Source organism: Micromonospora sp. BL4, from assembly GCF_003667505.1.
Taxonomy (GTDB): Bacteria; Actinomycetota; Actinomycetes; order Mycobacteriales; family Micromonosporaceae; genus Micromonospora.
Map to the genome: position 1 here is coordinate 23,694 of NZ_RCVJ01000169.1, position 23,107 is coordinate 46,800.

The following is a 23,107-nucleotide window of genomic DNA, read 5'->3' on the forward strand; positions in this document are numbered from 1 at the left end:
GTGAGCCCGTCTTACCTGGCCCAGGATCCGACGCTGGCCGACTTCGGCCGGGATCCGTGGTGGCTGGTCCTCATCAAGATTGTCTTCGCGTTCGCCTTCGGTCTGCTGGCCACGCTGCTCGGCGTCTGGTTCGAGCGGCGCGTGGTGGGCTACATGCAGGTGCGGCCCGGCCCCAACCAGGTCGGCCCGTTCGGCCTGCTGCAGACGCTGGCCGACGGTCTGAAGATGGCCTTCAAGGAGGACATCCTGCCGAAGGCGGCCGACAAGGTCGTCTACTTCTTCGCCCCGACCATCTCGGTGATCTGCGCGGTCACCGCGCTGTCGGTGGTGCCGTTCGGCCCGATGGTGAGCATCTTCGGCCACCACACGCCCTTGCAGGTCACCGACGTGCCCGTGGCGGTGCTGCTGCTGTTGGCCTGCTCCTCGATGGGCGTCTACGGCATCGTGCTGGGCGGGTGGGCCTCCGGCTCGACGTACCCGCTCCTCGGCGGTCTGCGGTCGAGCGCCCAGATGATCTCCTACGAGGTCGCCATGGGGCTGAGCATCGTGGCGGTGTTCATGACCGCCGGCACGATGAGCACCAGCGGGATCGTCGCCGCCCAGGGCTCCGGCACCCAGCTGACCATCTTCGGCCAGCAGCTCCCGGCGCCGGGCTGGTACGCGATCCTGCTGCTGCCCAGCTTCATCATCTTCTTCATCGCCACCGTGGGTGAGACCAACCGGGCCCCGTTCGACCTGCCCGAGGCCGAGTCCGAGCTGGTCGCCGGCTTCATGACGGAATACAGCTCGCTGAAGTTCGCGCTCTTCATGCTCAGCGAGTACGTCGCGATGGTGACCATGTCGGCGGTCACCACCACGCTGTTCCTCGGTGGCTGGCGCGCGCCGTGGCCGATCACCATCTGGGAGGGCGCCAACTCCGGTTGGTGGCCGATGCTCTGGTTCTTCGGCAAGGTGATCGCGCTGGTCTTCGTCTTCGTGTGGCTGCGCGGCACGCTGCCTCGGCTGCGCTACGACCAGTTCATGCGCTTCGGCTGGAAGGTGCTGCTGCCGATCAACCTGGTCTGGATCCTGGTCCTGTCGGGCCTGCGCTCCATCGAGGACTGGGACACGCGCGGCAAGCTGATCGCCGTCGGCATCCCGGCCGGCATCCTGCTGATCGCCACGCTGTTCTGGCCCAGCCGCCGGCCGCAGCCGAAGCCGACGCCGCAGGAACAGGTGGACAGCCGCCCGTACGGGAGCTTCCCGCTGCCACCGATGGATCTTCAGGTACCACCGAGCCCGCGTATCACGCGCGTGGTCGCCGAGCGGGAGCCGGCCAACATCGCCACCGGCTCGGACTCCAGGGAGGTGTGACGTGGGCACGATCACCGGAACGTTCAAGGGCTTCGGGGTCACCTTCTCGCACATGTTCAGGAAGGTCGTCACCACCGACTACCCGTTCAAGCCGCCGGTGTCGGCGCCGCGCTACCACGGGCGGCACATCCTCAACCGGCACCCGGACGGGCTGGAGAAGTGCATCGGCTGTGAGCTGTGCGCCTGGGCCTGTCCGGCGGACGCGATCTTCGTCGAGGGTGGCGACAACACCGACGAGCAGCGCTTCTCGCCGGGCGAGCGGTACGCCAGCGTCTACCAGATCAACTACGCCCGGTGCATCTTCTGCGGGTTGTGCATCGAGGCCTGCCCGACCCGGTCGCTCACCATGAGCAACGAGTACGAGCTGGCCCGGGACAATCGGCAGGATCTGATCTTCACCAAGGAGCAGCTGCTCGCACCGCTGCTCGAAGGCATGGAGCAGCCGCCGCACCCGATGCGTCTGGGCGACAGCGAGAAGGACTACTACGTGGGCGCGTTGGACAACCCGGGCACCTCCGCGGGTGCCGAGACGTCCCCGATGGGCCCCGGCCGCTACCAGGTCGAGGAGCACCCCGGCGTGACGTTCCCGGGCGCCGAGCAGGCGGCCCAGCGAGCCGGCGCGGGTAAGGGAGACGGAGCATGACCACGCAGACGGTGCTCGCCGCGGCGGGTTCGGTGCCCGGCGGCGAGGCGGTCACCTTCTGGATCCTCGCCCCGCTGGCGCTGATCGGCGCGATCGGCATGGTGGCGGCGCGCAATGCCGTGCACTCGGCGCTCTGGCTGGTGCTGACCATGCTCTGTCTGGGCGTGTTCTACGTGCTCCAGGCCGGTCCGTTCATCGGCATGGTGCAGATCATCGTCTACACCGGCGCGATCATGATGCTCTTCCTCTTCGTGCTGATGCTGGTCGGTCGGGATTCCACCGACTCGCTGATCGAGACGCTGCGCGGCCAGCGGGTCGCCGCGATCGTGCTCGGGCTCGGCTTCGCCGGCCTGGTCGGCAGCGGCGTCTACCACGCACTGGAGAAGACCACCGCGGTCGGCCTGGAGCAGGCCAACGCGGAAGGCAACGTGCAAGGCATCGCCCGGCTGCTGTTCACCAAGTACGTCTTCGCGTTCGAGCTGACCTCGGCGCTGCTGATCACCGCGGCGGTCGGCGCCATGGTGCTGGCGCACGTCGAGCGGCGCAAGCAGGACAAGATGGACCAGCCGGCCACCATGCGGGCGCGCTTCGCGCCGGGCAACTACCCCGGCCCCAAGCCGGGCCCCGGCGTCTTCGCGACCTCCTCCTCGGTGGCCACCCCGGCCCGGCTGCCCGACGGCCGCCTGACCGACCGCAGCACCCCGGCGATCCTTCCGCAGCGCGAGCTGACCGCCGAGGAGACTTCGCTGAAGGGGACGGACAAGTAATGAACGGGTTCTTCTCGGTCGAGCCGAACTACTACCTGGTTCTCGCCGCGGTGCTGTTCACCATCGGCGCCGCCGGGGTGCTCGTCCGGCGCAACGCGATCGTGCTGTTCATGTGCGTGGAACTGATGCTCAACGCGGCCAACCTGACGCTGGTCACCTTCAGCCGGATCAACGGTGACCTCAACGGTCAGATCATGGCGTTCTTCGTGATGGTGGTGGCGGCGGCCGAGGTCGTGGTCGGTCTCGCGATCATCATGTCGATCTTCCGGACTCGACGCTCCGCGAGCGTCGACGACGCCAACCTGCTCAAGTACTAAGGGGCAAGCAAGTGGAAGAGACTGTGCAGTACGCCGGTGCCACGGGCTTGCTCGGCAGCGTCTGGCTGCTGGTGGCGATCCCGCTGGTCAGCGCGGCCATCCTGCTGCTGCTCGGCCGGCGGGCCGACCGCTGGGGGCACTGGTTGGGCGTCGCCGCCATCGGTGCCGCGTTCGTGCTCGGCCTGGCCTCCTTCTTCCAGCTGCGCGGCCTGGAGAACAAGTCGGTCGAGCTGAGCCTCTGGGACTTCATCGCGGTCGGTGACCTCCGCGTCGACTTCGGTCTGCTGTTCGACCCGCTGGCCGCGGTCTTCGTGCTGCTGATCACCGGGGTGGGTTTCCTGATCCACCTGTACGCCGTGGAGTACATGGCGCACGACGGGGGCCGCCGCCGGTTCTTCGCGTACTTCAACCTGTTCGTCGCGGCCATGCTGCTGCTGGTGCTCGGCAACAACTACGTGATGCTGTACTTCGGCTGGGAGGGCGTCGGTCTGGCGTCGTACCTGCTGATCTCCTTCTGGTACGGACGGCCGAGCGCGGCCACCGCCGGCAAGAAGGCGTTCCTGATGAACCGGGTCGGCGACGCCGGCCTGGCCATCGGCATCTTCATCATGTTCGCCACGCTGGGCACCACCCAGTACGACGAGGTGTTCAACGGCGTCGGCGCGTTGACCGGCGCCACGGTGCTGGTGCTCGGCCTGTTGCTGCTGCTCGGCGCGGCCGGCAAGTCCGGCCAGTTCCCGCTCCAGGCGTGGCTGCCGGACGCCATGGAGGGCCCGACCCCGGTGTCGGCGCTCATCCACGCCGCCACCATGGTCACGGCGGGCGTCTACCTGATCGCCCGCTCCAACCCGATCTTCTCCGCGAACTCGACGCTCCAGCTCGTGGTGGTCAGCGTCGGTGCGCTCACGCTACTGATGGGCTGCATCATCGGCGCGGCCAAGGACGACATCAAGCGGGTGCTGGCCTGGTCGACGGTGAGCCAGATCGGCTACATGTTCCTCGGCGTCGGCCTGGGCGGTGGCGCGTACGCGCTGGCCATCGTGCACCTGCTGGCGCACGGCTTCTTCAAGGCCAACATGTTCCTGGGCGCCGGCTCGGTCATGCACGGGATGAAGGACCAGGTGGACATCCGCCGCTTCGGCGGGCTGTCCAAGCACATGAAGATCACCTGGTTGACCTTCATGATGGGCTGGCTGGCCATCATCGGCATGTTCCCGTTCTCCGGCTTCTTCTCCAAGGAGCCGATCATCGTGGCCGCCTTCGAGCGGGAGGACTGGACCGCCTGGCTCTTCGGCGGGGCGGCGCTGCTCGGCGCCGGGCTGACCGCGTTCTACATGACCCGGCTCTTCGTGCTCACCTTCCACGGCCCGAAGCGGTGGACCGAGGACATCGAGCACCCGCACGAGTCGCCGGCACTGATGACCATTCCGCTGGTCCTGCTGGCGATCGGCTCGGTCGGCGCCGGTTTCCTGCTCTCCACGTCGGTGCCGGACTGGCTGACGGCGGCCGGCGGGCTGGGCGGCGAGCACGCCGAGCACGAGGCGGTCCTCTCGCACGCCGTGATCACCACGCTGTCGCTGCTGGTCACCGTGCTCGGCGCCGGGTTGGCCTGGTTCCTGTTCCGGGCCGGTACGGCCACCGCGCCGCAGCCGGCCGGTGTGCTGGTCACCGCCGCCCGGCGCAACCTCTACACCGACGCGGTGAACGAGGCGGTCTTCGAGAAGCCCGGCATCTTCCTCACCCGGGCGCTGGTCTTCCTCGACAACCGGGGCGTCGACGGGCTGGTCAACGGGCTCGCCGCCGCGGTCGGCGGTGGTTCGGGCCGGCTCCGGCGGCTCCAGACCGGCTTCGTCCGCTCGTACGCCACCTCGATCCTGGCCGGTGCGCTGCTGGTGATGGCGGCGTTCCTGGCGGTGCAGGCCGGGTGGTTGGCGTGATCGACCTCTTTCCGGCCGCCCCCGCCGGCGGACCACGCAGTGACGACGGAGGTAAGGCCGCATAATGTCCAACTTCCCGTTCCTCTCGGTGCTCACCGTGGCGCCACTGGTCGGCGCCCTGGTCGTGGCGTTCCTGCCGCGCCACCGGCCGGAGCTGGCCAAGCAGGTGGCGTTCGCCTGGTCGCTGCTGGTGCTGGTGCTCTCGGTGGTGATGTGGGTCAGCTTCAACGCCGGCGGTGACCGGTTCCAGTTCCGCGAGTCGTACACGTGGATCCCGAACTGGGGTGTCAGCTTCACCTTCGCCGCCGACGGCATCGCGCTGGTGATGCTGATGCTGATCGCGGTGCTGGTGCCGCTGGTGATCCTGGCGTCGTGGCACGACGCGGAGTCGTCGAAGCGGTCCGTGCCCGTCTACTTCGCGCTGCTGCTGGTCCTCGAATGCACGATGATCGGCGTCTTCGCGGCCGCCGACGTCTTCCTGTTCTACGTGTTCTTCGAGGTCATGCTGGTGCCGATGTACTTCCTCATCGGCAGTTACGGCGGCCACCAGCGGCAGTACGCGGCGGTGAAGTTCTTCCTCTACTCGCTCGTCGGCGGCCTGTTCATGCTGGCCGCGGTGATCGGGCTGTGGGTGGTCGGCGGCAAGACCTTCGACTGGCAGGCGCTGTCGCAGGTCGACATCAGCACCGGCACCGAGCGCTGGCTGTTCCTCGGCTTCTTCCTCGCGTTCGCCATCAAGGCGCCGTTCTTCCCGTTCCACACCTGGCTGCCGGACGCCGGTGGCGCCGCACCCGCGGGCGCGGCGGCGCTGCTGGTCGGCGTCCTGGACAAGGTCGGCACGTTCGGCATCCTGCGCTACTGCCTGCCGCTGTTCCCCGAGGCGTCGAAGTGGTTCGCGCCGTGGGCGCTGGCGCTGGGCGTGATCGGCATCGTCTACGCCGCGCTGCTGGCGGTCGGCCAGAACGACCTCAAGCGGCTGGTGTCGTACACCTCGATCGCGCACTTCGGCTTCATCGGAGTGGGCATCTTCGCCTTCACCACCCAGGCCGGCACTGGCGCGGTGCTCTACATGCTCAACCACGGTCTGGCCACCGGCCTGCTCTTCCTCGTGGTGGGCATGCTGATCGCCCGGCGCGGCTCGGCCCTGATCAGTGACTTCGGTGGTGCCGGCAAGCTGGTTCCGGTGCTCGCCGGGGTGCTCTTCTTCGCCGGTCTCGCCTCGCTCGCGCTGCCCGGCACCGCGCCGTTCATCTCCGAGTTCCTGGTGCTGATCGGCACCTTCACGGTGAACAAGCCGGTCGCGGTCATCGCCACGCTCGGCATCATCCTGGCCGCCGCGTACGTGCTGTGGATGGTGCAGCGCACCACCCAGGGCACGCTGAACCCGGCACTGACCGAGGTCGACGGGATGCGCAAGGACCTCAACCTGCGCGAGAAGTTCGTGGTCGCCCCGCTGATCGCGCTGATCGTGCTGCTCGGCTTCTATCCCAAGCCGGTCACTGACGTGATCAACCCCGCCGTCCAGGCGACCATGGACGACATCGGCAGGACCGACCCCGCCCCGTCGGTGGGCGGCACCGTCCAGGAGGCAGGCCGGTGAGCGCGAGGAGTGAGCTTGCGAGCCCCGCAGTCGCGAACGAAAGGTTAGCCCGGTGACCGAGTTGAAACTGCCGTCGCTCGACTATGCGGCGCTCGCCCCGATCCTGATCATGCTGGGCGTCGCCCTGCTCGGCGTGCTGGTCGAGGCCTTCGTGCCCCGGCGCCTGCGGCACGTCGTGCAGCTGACGCTGGCCCTGCTGGCCGTCCTCGCCGCGCTGACGATGGTGGTCCTCAACGCCGACGACCGGATCATCACCGCCGGCCAGGCTCTCGCGGTGGACGGGCCGACGCTCTTCCTCCAGGGCGCGATCCTGGTGCTGGCCGCGATGGCGCTGCTGCTGATCGGCGACCGCTCGGTGGAGCGCGGTGGGGCGTTCGTCGCCCAGGCCGCGGTGACCGCCGAGTCGGCCGACGACCGGCGGCAGGCCGAGGGGCGCAACGGCCTCACCGAGATCTACCCGCTCACCACGTTCGCGATCGGCGGCATGCTGATCTTCGTGGCGGCGAACGACCTGCTGACGATGTTCATCGCGCTGGAGGTCTTCTCGCTGCCGCTGTACCTGCTCTGCGCGCTGGCCCGTCGCCGGCGGCTGCTGAGCCAGGAGGCGGCGATGAAGTACTTCCTGCTCGGCGCGTACGCCTCGGCGTTCTTCCTGTTCGGCGTGGCCCTGATCTACGGCTTCACCGCCGGCATCCCGGGCCGCGTGGCGGGGGTCGACTTCGCCACCATCAACGCGGCGGTGACCGAGTCGCCGGCCAGCCGGGTGCTGCTCTTCGCCGGCATGGGGCTGCTCGCCATCGGCCTGCTCTTCAAGGCCGCGGCGGCTCCGTTCCACGTCTGGACGCCGGACGTCTACCAGGGCGCGCCGACCCCGATCACCGGCTTCATGGCCGCCTGCACCAAGGTCGCCGCGTTCGGCGCGCTGCTGCGCGTCTTCCACGTCGCGTTCGCCGGCGCCGCCTGGGACTTCACTCCGGTGCTCGGCGTGGTGGCGGTGCTGACCATGCTGGTCGGCGCGGTGCTCGCGGTCACCCAGACCGACATCAAGCGGCTGCTCGCGTACTCCTCGATCGCCAACGCCGGTTACCTGCTGGTCGGTGTGCTGTCGCCGGGCAGCGAGGGGCTCTCCGGCACGATGTTCTACCTGGTCGCGTACGGCTTCTCGGTGCTGGCCGCGTTCGCGGTGGTGACCCTCGTCCGGGACGACGACGGGGAGGCCACCCACCTGTCCCGCTGGGCCGGGCTGGGCCGGCGTTCGCCGTTCTTCGCCGGACTGTTCACGTTCATCCTGCTGGCCTTCGCCGGCATCCCGCTCACCAGCGGCTTCACGAGCAAGTTCGCGGTCTTCGGGCCGGCGCTGGACGGTGGCCACGCCTGGCTGGTGATCGCTGGTGTGCTGACCAGCATGGTGCTGGCCTTCCCGTACCTGCGGGTCGTGGTGATGATGTGGCTCTCCGAGCCGGGCGAGTCCACGCCGACCGTCACCGTGCCCGGCGGCCTCACCTCCGCCGCGCTGATGATCGGCGTGCTGGCCACCCTGGTGCTGGGCATCGCCCCGGCGCCGCTGCTCGACCTGGCAACCGGAGCCGCTGACTTCGTACGATGACCAGAGCCTCGGCAACCGGGGGCCGGCACGCGTTCGCGTGCCGGCCCCCGGTGCGTATCCCCGGCCCGGAGCAGGTAGAACGGGTGTGGCATGGTTGATGCGTGGTGATTCCGGCTGGCGAGCGTTCAGGTGCCACCGGCTCCGGCGGTCGCCGGGGTCGGGCGAGCACGAGTCAGTTCGGCGCGCTCGGCCTTCATCTCGCCGATCCCCGCGTCGAGGCGTCCGTGCTGAGGCTGTTGGACGGGGTCGAGGTCGAGCTGCGGGCCAGTGTGGCCAGCGCCGACCCGTTCGTCACCGAGGCCGCCCGGCATCTCCTCGAGGCCGGCGGGAAGCGGTTCCGGCCGTTGCTGGTGGCGCTGGGCGCCCAGTTCGGTGACCCGACCAGCCCGCAGGTGGTCTCGGCGGCGGTGGTGATGGAGCTCACCCACCTCGCCACGCTGTACCACGACGACGTGATGGACGAGGCGGACGTGCGCCGGGGCGCTCCGAGCGCCAACTCCCGCTGGACCAACTCGGTGGCCATCCTCGTCGGTGACTACCTCTTCGCCCGGGCCGCCGACATCGCGGCCGACCTGGGTCCGGAGGCGGTCCGGTTGCAGGCGCGGACCTTCGCCCGCCTGGTGCACGGCCAGATCGCCGAGACCGTCGGGCCGCGCGCCGGCGACGACAGGGTCGCGCACTACCTGAGCGTGATCGCCGACAAGACCGGCTCCCTGATCGCCACGTCGGCCCAGTTCGGCGGCATGTTCGGTGGCGCCTCCACCGAGCACGTCGAGGCGCTGGCCGGATACGGCGAGACGATCGGCGTCGCCTTCCAGCTCTCCGACGACCTGCTGGACATCGCCTCCGAGTCGGTGCAGTCCGGCAAGACGCCCGGCACGGACCTGCGCGAGGGTGTTCCCACGCTGCCGGTGCTCTACGCCCAGGCGGCGGACGACTTCGACGCGTCCTCGGTGCGGCTGCGGGAGATCCTGGCCACCGGCCCGCTGACCGACGACGCGCTGCACGCCGAGGCGCTGGGGCTGCTCCGGGAGAGCCCGGCGCTCAAGCGTGCCCGGGAGACCGTGCGCAGCTACGCCGAGGACGCTCGTGAGCGCCTGGCCCCGCTTCCGGCCGGCCCGTCCCGCCGCGCCCTCGAATCGCTCTGCGACTACATCGCCGACCGCACCAGCTGATCTTCAGCTCGACCCGCCCCGGCCGCGATCCGGGTCAGCAGGCGGCTACCGACGAGCATCAGAGCGGCGGCGAGCAGCATGGACACCGCCGCCGTGGTCCACATCGCCGGGTAGCCGAGGTGCGCGGCCAGCGGGCCGAGACTCAGTGGCCCGAGGCAGCCGCCCGCGTACACCCCGGTCTGGGTGATCGACGTGGCGGCGGCCGGGGCCTGCGGGTGGAGCCGGACCACCGCGAAGTTCACCAGGCCGGGCCAGGCCCAGCCCAGGCCGAAGCCCAGCACCACGCCGACCACCAGCGGCACCGTGCCGGTCAGCGCGAGCAGGCCCAGCCCGCCGGCGCCGACCACCAGCATCGCGGCGATGAGCGCGACGTGGCCGCTGGTGCGGCGGTCGGCCAGCCAGCCGGCACCGACTCGGGCCGCCACGCAGACCGCGCTGCCCAGGGTGAGGGTGAGACCGGCGAGGCCGGGCGAGAGCCCCCGGGCGGCCGCTGAGTCCACCAGGAACGTGCCCAGCGCGTTGGCGGCGGCCGCGGCCAGTGTCGCCGCCACACCGATCACCACCAGGGCCGTCGTGGCGCGGCCAGCACGCTTGGCGTCGGCCCGCCGGGCGCGGCCGGGCAGCTGCCGGGGTACGGCGGGGAGCGTCGTCAGCGCCGCACCGGCGGCGGCCACGAACGCCCAGCGCCAACCGGCGGTGAGCGCGATGGTGGGCACCGCCACCCCGGCCAGCAGGGTGGAGACGGGGATGGCCGCCTGCTTCACGCCGAACGAGAGCCCCTGCCGGCGGGTCGGGACGTGCTGCGCCAGCGCGGCGTTGCTGGCCAACTGGCCGAGGGCGTTCGCGGCGGCGCTGAGCGCCAGCAGCGCGACCAGCACCGGATACGACCGGGCCAGCACCGCCATGGCCAGCATCGACCCGGCGGCCAGCACGATGCCGCAGCGGGCCACCAGTGCCGGTCCGAACCGCTCGACCAGACGGCCGGAGGGCACCGAGGCCAGCGCGCTGACCCCGAAGTAGACGGCCACGGCCAGGCCGAGACCGGCCGGGGAGAACCCGAGGTCCGCGCCCATCTGCACGGCGAGACCACCGAGCAGGAAGACGGGCAGCACGCAGGCCACGGTGGTGAGGACAGCGCCGGCGCTGGCCCGGATCGGGCGGGTCCGGGCGGTGTCCGGGGCGGAGGTGTGGGCGGTGTCGGTCATCGTCCGGCAAACCTACGCGAGTCGCGCTCGGACCACTCCCGGTGACCGTCGGTGCACAACGCGTGGATGGTGATCTGGCATCCTCGACCCGAACAGGCATTTCGCACCCGGCCTGTTTTTCATATGGTGTAAGTCCCCGGCGGCGGAGGTGGTTGTGCGCGACCCCTTGGCAGAACCTTCGGACCTGATCCGCAGCGTGTCCCGAGCGCTGCGGGTGCTGGAGTCGGTCGGTCGCGCCCCGAAGGGCCTGACCGTCAAGCAGATCGCCCGGCGGTGCGAGTTGACCGTGGCCACCACGTACCACCTGGTCCGCACCCTGGCCTACGAGGGCTACGTGATCCGTCGGGAGGACGGCACGTACATCGTCGGGTTGGAGGTCGCCGACCGGTACCGGGAGCTGGTGACCGCGTTCCGGGGCCCGCCGGCGGTCGGTGAGACGCTGCGGCGGGCCGCCGGGGACACCGGCTACAGCCACTACCTGGGCCGCTTCGTCGGCGGCCAGGTCGCCCTCACGGCGGTCGCCGAGGGGCCCCGGTCGCCCTACCTGGAGGACCTGGTTCCCGGCTTCGACGAGGGGGCGCACGCCACCGCCCTCGGCAAGTCCCTGCTCGCCACCCTCACCGCCGAACAACGCTTCCGCTACCTGCGGGAGTACGGCATGCGCCCGTTCACCACGGCGACGTTGACCAGCACCGAGACGTTCGAGGCCGACCTGGCCGCCGGCGACCGGCGTGGGATGCAGTTGGAGCTGGGTCAGTTCCGTCAGGGAGTGGCCTGCGCGTCCGTGCTGGTGACGCCGGACAAGGACATGGAACGCCGCGTCGTGCTGGCGTGTGCGCTGCCCGCCAGCGAGATGATGACCTCCGCCCGGGTGGTCCGGGCGAAGCTGCTCACGGTGGCCCGCGCCGTCGCCGACGGCATCGCCGCCGACCACTGACCCGGCGCCGAAAGGCCCTCTCCCCGGCTGGGAGAGGGCCTTTCGTGGCGGTCCAGCGCCGGACCGCCGGAGCAACGTCAGCTGCCCACCGGGCCGCCGTCCAGGCGCCAGGTGACCACCACGCCCGGCTTGGCGTAGTCCCCGTCGGGCCAGTTGGAGGCCGGGTTCGCCACCGAGGCCCCGGTGATCTCACCCGGGTGCTGCACGGCGACGAACACCGAACGGTTGTCGCCGGTGATGAACGGGCCGCAGGTCTCCGCGCCGAGCGGCACGGTCAGGAACTGCTTGAGGTGGCCGCGCTCCGGGCCCTCCACGGCGGTGGCGAAGAGGCCGTCGTTGCTGCCCAGCGCGTTGCCGTCCGTGGAGACCCACAGGTTCCCGGTGGCGTCGAAGGCGACGTTGTCCGGGCAGGAGATCGGGGAGACCTTCGTCTTGTCGTACCCGGCGAAGAAGGTCGACGGGTCGGTCGGGTCGCCGCAGACGATCGGCAGCGACCAGGCGAACGTCTCGGCGGTGTTGTCGCCCCGGTCCTCGACCAGCTCCAGGATCTGCCCGTGCTTGTTGGCGTTGCGCGGGTTGGCCTCGTCGGCCTTCGGGTTGCTGCCGACGCCCCGGTTGGTGTTGTTCGTCAGCGCCACGTACACCTTGCCGGTGAGCAGGCTCGGCTCGACGTCCTCCGGGCGGTCCATCTTGGTCGCGCCGACCCGGTCGCCGGCGAGCCGGGTGAAGGTGAGCACGTCCGCGGCGGTCATCCCGTCGACGAACGAACGGTTACCGCTGACCAGCTTGATCCAGCGGCCCCGGCCGTTGAACGCGCCGTCGGCGGGAAGCCCGCCCGAGCCGTCGATCTCGGCCGCGCTGGTCTGGTCCAGCTTCGCCACGTACAGCGTGCCGGACTCCAGCAGCGTCAGGTTGTGCTTGCGGGCAGCCCACGAGTTGCCCTTGAGGAACTTCTTGTCCGACACGAACTTGTACAGGTAGTCGAACCGCTCGTCGTCACCCATGTACGCGACCACGTGGCCGTCCTTCGCCACGATCACGTTCGCGCCCTCGTGCTTGAACCGGCCCATCGCGGTGTGCTTGCGCGGGCGGCTCTCCGGGTCGAACGGGTCGATCTCGACGATCCAGCCGAACCGGTGCGCCTCGTTGGGGTGCTTCGCCAGGTCGAAGCGCTCGTCGGCGCGTTCCCACTTGCGGCTGCCGCTCGGGTAGCGGGACGCCGTGCTGATGCCGTAGCGGTCCAGCTTCGGCTTCAGCTCCGCGGGCGCGCCGTCGGCGCCGACGAAGTACTGGTTGAAGTTCTCCTCGCCGGAGAGCACCGTGCCCCACGGGGTCACGCCGCCGGCGCAGTTGTTCAGCGTGCCGACGACCGTACGGCCCTTGGGGTCGGCGGCGGTCTTCAGCCAGGCCGAGCCGGCGGCCGGGCCGGTCAGGTCGAACTTGGTGGCGTGTGCGGTGACCCGGCGGTTGTACGGTCGGCGGCCGTTGTCGACCGGCTTCCACTGCCCGGTGCCGGCGACCCGCTCGATCTCCACCACGGACATGCCGTGCGCGGCCATCGCGGTGCGCAGCTGCTCGACCGAGAGGCCGTCCAGCCCCGGGAAGCCCGGGAACATCAGGTCCTCGTTGGTGTACTCGTGGTTGACCACGAGCAGCGCCCGATTGCCCCGCTTGTCCAGCGGCAGCACGCCCACGAAGTCGTTGTTGTAGCCGAACTGCCTGGACTGCGCCGCGGCGGTCTGCCCGTGCACGTTGAACTCGGGCGCGCCCGGCACCACCGGGTCACCCCACTTGATGACCACGGCGTGGTCGTACCCGTTCGGCACGACCAGGGTGTCCAACTTGTTCGGCGGGATCGGCTTGAAGGTCAACGCCCCGCTGCCGACACCGGTGCTGGGCCGTCCGAAACCGAACGCCTCCGGAACTTCCGGAACGGCGGGGGCGGCCACGGCCGGCGCCCCGCCGGCCAGCGCGCCGGCCGCCGCACCACCGAAGCCGAGGACCAGGGCGCCGACCGCGCCGGCCCGGACCACGCCGCGCCGCGAGACCTCCGCGTTCACCACATCACCGAAGTACGCGTTGTCGGAGGTGTTCGGGACCGGGTGGTCACAGGCGTTTCCGCAGCGGTAGAGACAGGTCATGGCGTCACGGCTGCCGTGACGACTGGCGCCCAACAGCGGGAGCAGCCGGGGACGGTCGCTCATGGAAGGAGCCTCCTGGTAAGTCGGTGGCACGCGGGATCTGTCGATGGCCGGGGCGTACCTGCCGGACGCTAGGAGGACGCGGTGAGCGGTCGTCGGCCGCAATGTGAACCAGGCGTGAACACCTCCACGGGCACCGGCCGGGTGCGACCGGTCTGACCTCGGGCTGAACCGTTCGGCGTGACCACACGTATTCACGAGCGGACACACCGCCGGACGCGCGCCGGAAGTGAGGAGACCGCCATCAGCGACCACGACGCCCAACTGCTGCGCGCGCTGCACGACGAGCACGCGGAGGCGCTGTACGCGCACGCCCTCCGCCTGGTCAACGGGGACCGGCAGCGGGCGGAGGACCTGGTGCAGGAGACGCTGCTGCGGGCCTGGCGGCACCCGGAGTCGCTCGATCCGCGGCGCGGCTCCGTACGCGCCTGGCTCTTCACCACCGCCCGCAACCTGGCCATCGACGCCTGGCGGCGGCGGTCCACCCGGGTCGGTGAAGTGTTCACCGACGAGATGCCCGAACCGCCGGAGGTGGTCGACGAGGCCGAGCGCGCCGTGGAGGCGTGGACCGTCGCCGAGGCGCTGAACCGGCTCAGCCCGACCCACCGCGAGGTGCTGGTCGAGTGCTTCTACCAGGGGCGGTCGGTGGCCGAGGCGGCGTCCCGGCTGGGCGTGCCGCCGGGCACCGTGAAGTCCCGCACCCACTACGCGCTGCGGTCACTACGGTTGGTCCTGGCTGAGATGGGAGTGACGGGATGACCCGGTGCGAGTTCGCGCACGACGATGGCGCGTACGTGCTGGGCGCCCTGGCCCCCGCTGAGCGGGCGGCCTACGAGCGGCACCTCGCCGGCTGCGCCTCCTGCCGGGACGCGGTCGCCGAGATCGCCGTCCTGCCCGGGCTGCTCGGTCGCCTCGACCCGGCGGGTCTGGAGCAGTTCCTGCCGCCGCCCGCCCCGCCCCGGGTGCCCGCGCTGCTTGAGGAGGCCCGGGCCCGCCGGCGTCGGGAGCGGTGGGCCACCCGCCGGCGGTACGCGCTGACCGGGCTGGTCGCCGCCGGGCTGGCACTGGTGGTCGGCGCGGGAACCGCGACGGTGCTGCGCGGCACCCCGGGCTCGCCGGGGACCCCCGGGCCGCAGGTGTCGATGGTCGCCATGCGACCGGTGGCCTCCGCCGGGCCGGTGCACGCGGAGATCGGGCTGACCGGCACCGACTGGGGCACCGAGGTGACCATGCGCTGCGGGTACGACCCGCGGACCGGCTACGGCAAGGCGTACACCTTCCGGTTGGTGGCGCGTGGCCCCGACGGCGCCACCGAGCAGATCGGTTCCTGGCTGGCCGCGCCGGGCGACGCCCTCCAGTTCACCGGCGCCACCCGGTTCACCGACGCCGAGCTGGTCAGCGTCGAGCTGCAACGCGCCGACGGCACCCCGGTCCTCTCCTACGCCGTTCCCTGAGCCCGATCAAGGCGCGGTCACGGGGGTTCGGGGGGTGGCGGCCCGGGCGCGGGTGCGGGTGCGGCGGGACTGGCGGACGGCGTCGGCGGTGAAGACGACGAGGGCGAGCCAGACCAGCGCGAAGCCGGCGAGGCGGGCCGGCGGCATCGGCTCGTGGAAGATCAGCACACCGCAGCCGAGCTGCAGGATCGGCGCCAGGTACTGGACCATGCCGAGGCTGCTCAGCGGCAGCCGGTTGGCGGCCCCGGCGAAGAGCAGCAGCGGGATCGCCGTGGCGGCGCCGGCCAGCACCAGCAGCGCGGTGTGCCCGGCCGAGACGTGCCCGAAGGTCGACTCGGCGCGCCGGGTCAGCCAGGCCAGGTAGCCCAGCGCGGGCAGCGCCAGCACCGCCGACTCGACGAAGAGGCCCTCCGCGGCGGGCAGCCCGAGCCGCTTCTTGACCAGGCCGTAGCCGGCGAAGCTGAACGCCAGGGTCAGGGCCAGCCAGGGCAGCCGGCCGTAGTCCACGGCGAGCACCGCGACCGCCGACGCGCCGATGCCCAGCGCCACCCATTGCGCCGGGCGCAGCCGCTCCCGCAGCACCGTCACCCCGAGCAGCACCACCACCAGCGGGTTGATGAAGTAGCCGAGCGCGGTCTCCACCACCCGGTCCGAGTTCACCCCGTAGATGTAGGTGCCCCAGTTGATCGCGATCAGCGCGGCGGCGGCGACGATCCCGGCCAGGGCCCAGGGTCGGCGCAGCAACGCCCGCAGGAAGCCGACGTTGCGCAGCGCGGCCAGCAGCAGGGCCACGAAGAGCACCGACCAGACGATCCGGTGGGCGAGGATCTCCAGCGGACCAGCCGGTCGCAGCAGCTTGAGGTAGAGCGGGAAGAAGCCCCAGAGCAGGTACGCGCTGAGGCCGTAGAGGTATCCCAGGCGGAGTGGCGTCACGGCTCCACCGTAAGGGGTCAAACCGCTCTTTGTTCCTTTCCGGTGACCGGGGTCACCGGTGGACGCCGGTCGAGCTGCATCCATCTCGTGGGGTTGTCCAGGGGAGTGAAACCGGCCCGTGCGTACACTTCGTGCGCGTCGTTGGTGCAGAGCAGGATCCGGCGTACGCCCAGCTCGGCCAGATGGTCGCGGACGCCGGCGGCCAGCCAGCCGCCCAACCCGTGACCCCGGGCGGGGCGGTCCACGTACACGTCGCAGAGCCAGGCGAAGGTAGCGCCGTCGGTGACCACCCGGGCCACCGCCACCTGGCGGCCGTCCCCGGGCCGGTAGACGCCGAACGGCAGCGAATTGGCGAACGCCCGGACGACCGTCTCCCGGTCCCGGCCCAGTGCCCAGTACGCGTCGGTGGACAGCCACCCGTGCACCCGATCCAGATCCAGCCGGTTGGGATCGGTGCTGAGCAGGTGGCCGTCGGAGCGGGTCAGCGAGAACACCCCGCGACGGTAGCCGCCAGGACCGAAGCCCGCGCCGGCCAATTCCCGGACTCTGGTCACCGGAACGCCCGGGCTCCGGCCACGGCCGGGGCCCGGGCGTTCCGGGTCGATCCTGGTCGCCGCCGGTCGGTCAGTCCCGGTCGAGGATGGCGCCGAGCACCCAGGTCACGATGCTCACGAAGAGCGCGCCCAGCACGGCGGCAGGCCAGAAGCCGTCCACCGAGAACGGCAGCCCGGCCTGGTCGGCGATCCAGCTGGTGAGCAGGAACAGCAGCCCGTTCACCACCAGCGCGATGAGACCCAGGGTCAGGAGGTAGAAGCCACAACCGACGGTCTTGATGATCGGCTGGAGCACCGCGTTGACCACGCCGAAGATCGCTGCCACCAGGAGCAGCGTGGTGACCGTCTCGACGGTGGAGTTCGACTCCAGAGTGATGCCCGGAATGAGGAGTGTGGCCAGCCAGAAGGCCAGCGCCGTGGTGGCCAGCCGAATCAGCAGCCCTTTCAGAAAACCCATGGCGGGGATCGTGCCACGGACCGGGCAGCGGCGTAACCCGCCGATCGACGATCGGTTCAGCGTCGCGCGGGCCGTCCGATGAGCTGCGCCTCGATCGGGGTGGCGGAGAGCAGCGCCCAGCGCAGCGCACGCCGGTTCACCACGGCCACCATGTCGTCCCGGATCCGCGTCAACCACTCGGCCGAGCCGCCCAGCCCCAGCGCGGTGCCGGCCAGCGCGGCCTCGGTGGCGTCCAGCGGTTGCAGCACCGCCAGGTCGGCCCGGGTCAGCGCGTCCACGTCCGCCGGGGTCAGCTCGTCCCGGACCACCAGGGTCGCCCGCCAGGGCGGACCCGGCTCGGTGTCGGCCGGCACCGGCCCGGCGTCGACCACCAGCAGCAACGGCCGCAGCGCCGTGCCCACCCCGTCGGCGACCGGCCGACCCAGCGGAATCAGCGGGATGGTCCCGCCCGGCGCGCCCACGCCCCGGACGAACGGCTCCCAGGCGCGGGGGCGTCCGGTCTGGACAACCACCAGGGCGCCCAGCGCCATCGCGCGCAGTGCCACCAACTGGGCGGCACGCACCCCGCCGACCAGCAGCACCCGGGTGCTCTCCGGCCGGAACAGCCGTACGGTGACCGCCCCACCGTGCCGGTTCGTGCCGACCATCATCCCCGCCTCGCCGAGGGTCAGCTCCCAGTTGTCCAGCGCCGGCCGCGACCGCGGCCCCGGGGTCGCGAGCGCCAGCGGCAGTGTGCCGGCCAGCCCGGCCAGGTGCGCGCCGTCGAGCCGGCTCAGCTCTCCACCCAGGCCGGTCACCAGCCGGCCCAGCGCCTCGGCGGCGGCGGTCAGCTCCGTCGCCGTTCCGGCGGCCAGGCGTACGGTCAGCTCGGTCGGCACCCCGCTCCCGCCGTTGGCCGGCGGCGGGCCCGCGCAGAGCGACACCGTCGTCGCGGTCGCCGGCAGCGCGAGCAGCCGGGGCACCAGCCGGCGGGCGCCCGCATCGTCGGCGGTCGGCCAGTGGATCAGCCGGAAGGTGGCCTGGACCAGAGCACCGGACCGGAGCACCGGCCAGGACTCCCGCACCGGATGCCCGTCGTGGTGGGCCAGTTCGCTCAGGACGCGCAGCGCCGCCGGCACACCGAGCGGCCGGGCGGTCAACGGCCCCAGCCGGCGGACGATCCGGCGTAGCGTGCCGGCGAGCACCCGGCGCAGGTCCTCCTCGGACCAGCCGTCCACCCGCAGCACCCGGACCGCGAGCACCGCCCGCTCCCGCCCGGCGAGCCTCCCGTCGGTGAGCTGCCGGTACGACGTGCCGACCGTGCCGCCCGCCGTCGGCACCGGCGCGGGTGTTCCGGCGAGCAGCAGTTGGATCCGCAGCGGCGGCGCCTCCGGCCCGGTCGGCGGCAGCAGCGCGGACGGCACGGGGACAGCTCGGGACGCGTCGCCGAGCAGGTCGCCGGGGTCGCCGAGCTCCAGCAGCGCCACCATGCCGTCGGTGTCCTCCAGCACGGCGGCCGGCCCACCGGAGAGCTCCGTCGAGCGGACCACGGTGCCGGGGGCGACCAGGCCGAGCAGCTCGGCCGGGCCGGCCGGCCCGGTCAGCGCGCGGCGGCGGGTCAGGTACCCGGCGGCGGTGCCCAGCCATTCGAAGAGCCACCGCCCCCGGAACCGGACCGAGGAGGTCGCCACCAGCAGCACGGCCGCCAGCAGGGCCGCGAGGGTGGCCGGTGCGCCCCCGCCCAGGGCGGCGAGGACGAGCGCCACCGCCACCTGCCCGGTGACCAGCTGGCCGGCGCGTACCCCGCTGCGCCCGCCCCGACCGCGGAAGGCCCATCGGGCGGCCGGTGCCGGGCGGCGGAAGACCTCTGGCCCGGTCGCCGGCTCGACGATGCCTGGCCCGGTCGCCGGCGCGGCAACGCCTGGCCCGGTCGCCGGCGCGGCAACGCCTGGCCCGGTCGACGGCGCGCCGACGCTCGGCCCGGACCCGACCGGAGTCGCCGGATGCGGCTCTCCGGTGGCTGTCGCCGGCACCGCGCCTCCTTGAGCAGTGGATCGTGCCGGGCGGCCGGCCGCTTCCGCGGCCCGTCACTCGCCGCGACGTGGCTGCGGCACATCGTAAGCGACCGATGTCGTCCGTGGTTGTCCACAGGGGAGACGCGGGGGGTAGCAGAACCGCTACCGGGCCGCTACCGTCAGCCACGAAGTTCTTCGCTGACCCGCGTTAACCGTGCTCAACGACCGGGCCACGCGAGCTACGCGCCCCCAGGGTGGGCGCGTCGACGGCCAGTCACGACCGAGGAGACGAGGTGACGTCCGGGTGTCCCAGACCCAGGCAGAAGCCGCGGTGATGCAGCAGACCGCCGCGAAGTTCGAGCAGGTGGACCAGTCGTTGCAGTCCATGCTGACCGGCCTGCTGGCCGAGCTGGAGGTGTTGCAGCAGGCCTGGCGCGGCGCCGGCGGGCGGTCCTTCGAGCAGGTCAAGCAGCAGTGGTCACAGGACCAGGCGGCGCTGCACCGGGCGCTGCGAGAGACCTCCGGAGCGATCCGCACCGCCGGTCGGCAGTACGACGTCTCGGACGACGAGGCGGCCAGCCGGGTGGCCGGCACCAACCGCGGCGGCATCCAGCTGCCGCTCTGACCCCACTCGGGAGGAGATCCGATGGACCACGGTGTGCTGGTCGTCAACTTCGCCGCGCTTCAGCAGGCCGGCGCGGACATCCAGAAGGCGCTGAACACGCTCGACTCGCAGCTCGGCCAGCTCGAACGGGACGCCGCACCGCTGGTGGCGAGTTGGACGGGCGAGGCCCGGCAGGCGTATGAGCAGCGCCAGGCGCGGTGGCGGTCCGCCTCGCAGGACCTCCAGGCGATGCTGCGCGACATCAAGCTGGCGGTGGGCGACTCGGCCGCCGACTATCTGGACACCGAGAAGAAGAACACCGGGCTGTTCCAGTGATGTAGGACGTGTTCCGAAGTGTCGGTCGCCCGAGGTGGGCCGGGAGCGCTGACCGTGTCCGGGTCGGCGCCCCGGCCCTGCCTGGGCGGGGAACGCGGCAGCCCGGTGCCAGGGTCAGTCCGGGTCGGCGGGCCGCCAGCGTCGGCGGGCCGCTCGGGGCAGCACCAGGGCGAGCAGCGCCACCGTGATCGCGGCTGTGCCGATCACCGTCCCGACCAGCAGGGCCCGGTCCCGGGCCGTCGCCCGACGGGCCTGACGCGCGACCAGCGCCGGATCGGCCCGGTCGTCGGCGAGCGCGGCGACCACCCGGTTTCCGCCCGGTCGCCCACCACCGGTCTCGGTGACCGCCCGGTACGGGTTCAGCACACCGGTTCCGTACCCGCCGCCCGCACCGGGCGCCGGATCGGTGGTGGCGACGATCCGCTCCGCCACCTGGGCGGCGGTCAGCTCGGGCCGGTACTGGCGCAGCAGGGCCGCGGTGGCGGCCACGAACGGCGCCGCGTAACTGGTGCCCTCGACCCGGTGGTGGCCCTGACCGGGTGCGGCGGTCAGCACCTCGCTGCCCGGCGCCACCAGGTCGACGTAGGGGCCGGTCTGCGAGAAGGTCGCCCGCCCGCCGTCCGCCCCGATCGCACCCACCCCGAGCACCCCGTCGTACGCGGCGGGGAACGGGCGCGGGTTTCCGTTGTCGTGCAGGTTGCCGGCGGCGGCCACCAGCACCACGTCCCGGTCGACCGCGTACCGCACGGCGGAGCGGACCTCCGGGTCGTCGGCGTACAGCACCAGGGAGAGGTTCACCACGTCGGCGTCGTGGTCCACGGCCCAGCGGATGGCCCGGGCGAACTCGCGGGCGCTGACCGTACGCCCCGACTCCCGCCCCTGCACCACCTGCTGCTCGCTCACCCGCACCGGCAGGATCCGGGCGCCCGGCGCCAGGCCGTGGAAGGCGACACCGGGCCGGGGTGCTGCCGCGATGATGCTCGCCACGCCGGTGCCGTGACCGGCGCAGTCCCGGCGACCGTCCCCGCCGGGGTCGAGGAGGTCGGTGCCGGTCAGCACCCGCCCGGCCAGTTGGGGGTGCACCCGGTCGACCCCGGAGTCGACCACCGCCACCGTCACCCCGGTGCCGGTGGCCAGCGGCGCGAGCCGTGCGGGGTCGTACCGCTGCTGCGGCCAGGGCACGGTCGTGACCGGCCGCGCGGGAGCGAGTGCGGTCGTGCAGGCCGGAGCCGCCCGGCGCGCGGCACCGGCGGCGACGGCCGGGGCGGCCGCGCCGATCAGCAGGGTGGCCGTCAGCCCCGCCAGGACCGGGCGCGCGATCGACCGGGACATCGACGGCCTCCGTATGGTGTCGGCTCCGGGACGGGATGTTATCGCCTCACCGCCGCCCAGGCAGACCGCCGACGGCCAGCCATTGTGATCTTGATACCACCTTGTAGGTTGTACGCGATACCTGTGGCCTGTTCTCGGAAGGAGAGGTGGCCGTGACCGAATGGGAGCCGGCCACGGAGGCCGAGGTGGCGATGCGGGACGCGCTGCGCGCCAACGACCAGGAGTTGTACTTCCGGCTCCTGTCCCGCACCGATCTGCTGTTGCCGGTCTCCGCGCCAGCAGTGCCCGGTCAGGCGTCCCCCGGCTGGGGCACCTGGACCACCGGCGGCCGGACCCACGTGCTGGCCTTCACCTCCGCTGCCGCGTTGCGGACCTGCCTCGGCGAGCACTCCGGCAGCAACCGGCGCATCCCGTTCACCGACCTGGCGGTCGGCTGGCCCAACCACGAGTGGTGGCTCGCGGTCAACCCGGGGCTGCCTGTCGAGGGATACCTGCCGGCCTGGTTCGTCGCCCAGCTGTCCCGGGGTGACGTCCGGCTGCCCGGCCGAGCCATGGGTGCGCGGGCCCGGCTGGAGCGCGCGGAGACCCTTGCCCGGTCCAGGACCGGCGCGACCGGCCGCGACGTCCCGGCCGCCACGGGGTCCACGTCGTCCGGGTCCGAGCCGGTGGCGACCCCGCCCGGGCGGCCGGCGCCGACGCGGGGCGCGGTGCCCCGGGTGGGCGCTCCGACGGCGCCCGGCACGTCGTCCCGTGCGCCCGGCCCCGGTGAGCTGTCGCGGCGAACCGGTGGAGAGGACCTGCCCGCCGCCGGCCAGCGGTACCCGACCGGGCCACCCCGACCGGGTGGTCCGGGCGCAGAGTCCGTGCCCACGAGCCGGCCCGCCGCGTCCCGGTTCGCGCCGTTGAAGCCCGCCGACCATCCCGGTGTCGTCCCGGCCTCCCAGCCGGCGCCCGGCCCGGCCTGGCCGCCCGCGAGTCGGCCGGGTGCCGACGTCGACGGCCCGGCCGTCGGCAACGGCAGTGCCCAGGGCGGCGCGCGCTCCTTCTTCGAACCTGCGACCGACCGGGACCGGCTGGTCGGTCCGACCTCGGGCGGTGGCCGATCCGGCGACCGCGCGACGCCGCCGTCCCGGTTCGGGCGGGGCAGCCAACCTTTTCCGCGCCGCCGTCCCGCCGACGCACCGTCCGGCGATGGCGCGACCGCGGCCTTTCCGATGCCGGATCCGGACGCCACCCGGCCGCTGCGGTCGCCGGCCGGTGACCTGGGCGCGCCCAGAGGAGTACGAGCACCGACACCGGACGACGAGGACACGCAGCCCCTGCCGCCCCGCCGGCCTGCCCCGCTCGCCGAGGAGCCCACCCGCGCCTTCCGGTCGCCCGGTCGGGCCACCGGTGAGCCGCCGCTGGACCGGGCCGGGCGGCCCACTCCCTCCGCGGAGGAGACGCAGGCGATCCCGCGCGGCCGGCCGGGCGATCCGGGCCGGTTCGAGCCGGCGGAGGAGCTGCCGGCGTCCATCGCGGAACCGGTCTCCGGCCCGCCCGCGCCGCGCCGCGGTTTCACGCCCATCGTCATCGAGGGCACCATCATCGAGTCCCGCGACCTCACCGACCCGGCCGGGGCGAGCAGCGTCCCGGGTGCGGCCGAGCGGTCGGCCCCGGACTCTCCCGCTGCCCCGTCGTTCGGCCCACCGCCCTCCGGCCC

General features: G+C 72.3%; 21 protein-coding genes. 14 read left to right on the top strand and 7 right to left on the bottom strand.

All coding sequences use genetic code 11. The annotated features are described in order from the left end of the window. The 8 genes from nuoH (at position 1) to EAD89_RS23045 (ending at position 9,398) form a co-directional block, all read left to right on the top strand. On the top strand, positions 1–1,353 hold the full coding sequence (nuoH, locus tag EAD89_RS23010; protein ID WP_121677177.1) for an NADH-quinone oxidoreductase subunit NuoH: 1,353 nt from the start codon (positions 1–3) through the stop codon (positions 1,351–1,353). Between the two features lies 1 nt (position 1,354). Then, positions 1,355–1,996, top strand: a complete 642-nt coding sequence (nuoI, locus tag EAD89_RS23015; protein WP_121655456.1) for an NADH-quinone oxidoreductase subunit NuoI — start codon at positions 1,355–1,357, stop codon at positions 1,994–1,996. Then, positions 1,993–2,763 (top strand): NADH-quinone oxidoreductase subunit J, encoded by a 771-nt coding sequence (locus tag EAD89_RS23020; RefSeq protein WP_121655455.1) that lies wholly within the window; start codon positions 1,993–1,995, stop codon positions 2,761–2,763. The genes nuoI and EAD89_RS23020 overlap by 4 nt, the downstream gene beginning before the upstream one ends. Then, positions 2,763–3,080, top strand: a complete 318-nt coding sequence (gene nuoK / locus EAD89_RS23025; protein ID WP_121655454.1) for an NADH-quinone oxidoreductase subunit NuoK — start codon at positions 2,763–2,765, stop codon at positions 3,078–3,080. Before EAD89_RS23020 ends, nuoK begins: the two co-directional genes overlap by 1 nt. Before the next feature lie 11 nt (positions 3,081–3,091). Continuing rightward, complete coding sequence (nuoL, locus tag EAD89_RS23030) at positions 3,092–5,017, top strand: NADH-quinone oxidoreductase subunit L (RefSeq protein WP_121655453.1); 1,926 nt, start codon at positions 3,092–3,094, stop codon at positions 5,015–5,017. Positions 5,018–5,081: 64 nt separating this feature from the next. Then, the gene (locus EAD89_RS23035) at positions 5,082–6,617 is read left to right on the top strand and encodes an NADH-quinone oxidoreductase subunit M (RefSeq protein WP_121677178.1); all 1,536 of its coding nucleotides are present in this window, start codon (positions 5,082–5,084) and stop codon (positions 6,615–6,617) included. Between the two features lie 52 nt (positions 6,618–6,669). Then, complete coding sequence (nuoN, locus tag EAD89_RS23040) at positions 6,670–8,223, top strand: NADH-quinone oxidoreductase subunit NuoN (RefSeq protein WP_121677179.1); 1,554 nt, start codon at positions 6,670–6,672, stop codon at positions 8,221–8,223. 101 nt (positions 8,224–8,324) lie between these two features. Further along, the gene (locus EAD89_RS23045; RefSeq protein ID WP_121677180.1) at positions 8,325–9,398 is read left to right on the top strand and encodes a polyprenyl synthetase family protein; all 1,074 of its coding nucleotides are present in this window, start codon (positions 8,325–8,327) and stop codon (positions 9,396–9,398) included. Here the strand turns inward: EAD89_RS23045 and EAD89_RS23050 are convergent. Continuing rightward, positions 9,374–10,603, bottom strand: coding sequence for an MFS transporter (locus EAD89_RS23050; protein ID WP_121677181.1), 1,230 nt, complete (start codon positions 10,601–10,603; stop codon positions 9,374–9,376). The two genes, EAD89_RS23045 and EAD89_RS23050, sit on opposite strands and share 25 nt — an antisense overlap. Before the next feature lie 154 nt (positions 10,604–10,757). On the opposite strand from EAD89_RS23050, the gene EAD89_RS23055 reads away from it, so the two are divergent. Next, positions 10,758–11,540, top strand: a complete 783-nt coding sequence (locus EAD89_RS23055; RefSeq protein ID WP_121655448.1) for an IclR family transcriptional regulator — start codon at positions 10,758–10,760, stop codon at positions 11,538–11,540. 77 nt (positions 11,541–11,617) lie between these two features. Here the strand turns inward: EAD89_RS23055 and EAD89_RS23060 are convergent, their stop codons facing one another. Continuing rightward, a complete protein-coding gene (locus tag EAD89_RS23060) occupies positions 11,618–13,744 on the bottom strand; it encodes a PhoX family phosphatase (RefSeq protein WP_121677182.1) in 2,127 nt (708 codons plus the stop codon). A gap of 240 nt (positions 13,745–13,984) precedes the next feature. Between EAD89_RS23060 and EAD89_RS23065 the strand changes: the two genes are divergently transcribed. Next, positions 13,985–14,500, top strand: coding sequence for a sigma-70 family RNA polymerase sigma factor (locus EAD89_RS23065; RefSeq protein WP_109817284.1), 516 nt, complete (start codon positions 13,985–13,987; stop codon positions 14,498–14,500). Further along, the gene (locus EAD89_RS23070) at positions 14,497–15,195 is read left to right on the top strand and encodes an anti-sigma factor (protein WP_121677183.1); all 699 of its coding nucleotides are present in this window, start codon (positions 14,497–14,499) and stop codon (positions 15,193–15,195) included. Before EAD89_RS23065 ends, EAD89_RS23070 begins: the two co-directional genes overlap by 4 nt. Positions 15,196–15,201: 6 nt before the next feature. Here the strand turns inward: EAD89_RS23070 and rarD are convergent, their stop codons facing one another. The 4 genes from rarD to eccE form a co-directional block, all read right to left on the bottom strand. Then, on the bottom strand, positions 15,202–16,128 hold the full coding sequence (gene rarD, locus EAD89_RS23075) for an EamA family transporter RarD (RefSeq protein WP_121655360.1): 927 nt from the start codon (positions 16,126–16,128) through the stop codon (positions 15,202–15,204). A 17-nt stretch (positions 16,129–16,145) separates the two neighbouring features. Then, positions 16,146–16,622, bottom strand: a complete 477-nt coding sequence (locus tag EAD89_RS23080; protein ID WP_121677184.1) for a GNAT family N-acetyltransferase — start codon at positions 16,620–16,622, stop codon at positions 16,146–16,148. A 130-nt stretch (positions 16,623–16,752) separates the two neighbouring features. Beyond that, positions 16,753–17,139 carry a phage holin family protein gene (locus EAD89_RS23085; protein WP_121655358.1) on the bottom strand — a complete coding sequence of 129 codons (387 nt, stop codon included), beginning with the start codon at positions 17,137–17,139 and terminating at the stop codon, positions 16,753–16,755. 56 nt (positions 17,140–17,195) lie between these two features. Beyond that, a complete protein-coding gene (gene eccE, locus EAD89_RS23090) occupies positions 17,196–18,905 on the bottom strand; it encodes a type VII secretion protein EccE (protein ID WP_233578965.1) in 1,710 nt (569 codons plus the stop codon). A gap of 532 nt (positions 18,906–19,437) precedes the next feature. Between eccE and EAD89_RS23095 the strand changes: the two genes are divergently transcribed. Beyond that, positions 19,438–19,758 carry a WXG100 family type VII secretion target gene (locus EAD89_RS23095; protein WP_121655357.1) on the top strand — a complete coding sequence of 107 codons (321 nt, stop codon included), beginning with the start codon at positions 19,438–19,440 and terminating at the stop codon, positions 19,756–19,758. 21 nt (positions 19,759–19,779) lie between these two features. Beyond that, complete coding sequence (locus EAD89_RS23100) at positions 19,780–20,073, top strand: WXG100 family type VII secretion target (RefSeq protein ID WP_121655356.1); 294 nt, start codon at positions 19,780–19,782, stop codon at positions 20,071–20,073. 114 nt (positions 20,074–20,187) lie between these two features. Here the strand turns inward: EAD89_RS23100 and mycP are convergent, their stop codons facing one another. Continuing rightward, complete coding sequence (gene mycP / locus EAD89_RS23105) at positions 20,188–21,405, bottom strand: type VII secretion-associated serine protease mycosin (RefSeq protein WP_121677185.1); 1,218 nt, start codon at positions 21,403–21,405, stop codon at positions 20,188–20,190. Between the two features lie 152 nt (positions 21,406–21,557). On the opposite strand from mycP, the gene EAD89_RS23110 reads away from it, so the two are divergent. Beyond that, positions 21,558–23,107 (top strand): SseB family protein (locus tag EAD89_RS23110; protein WP_199733599.1); only part of this gene is annotated, 1,550 nt, incomplete at its 3' end.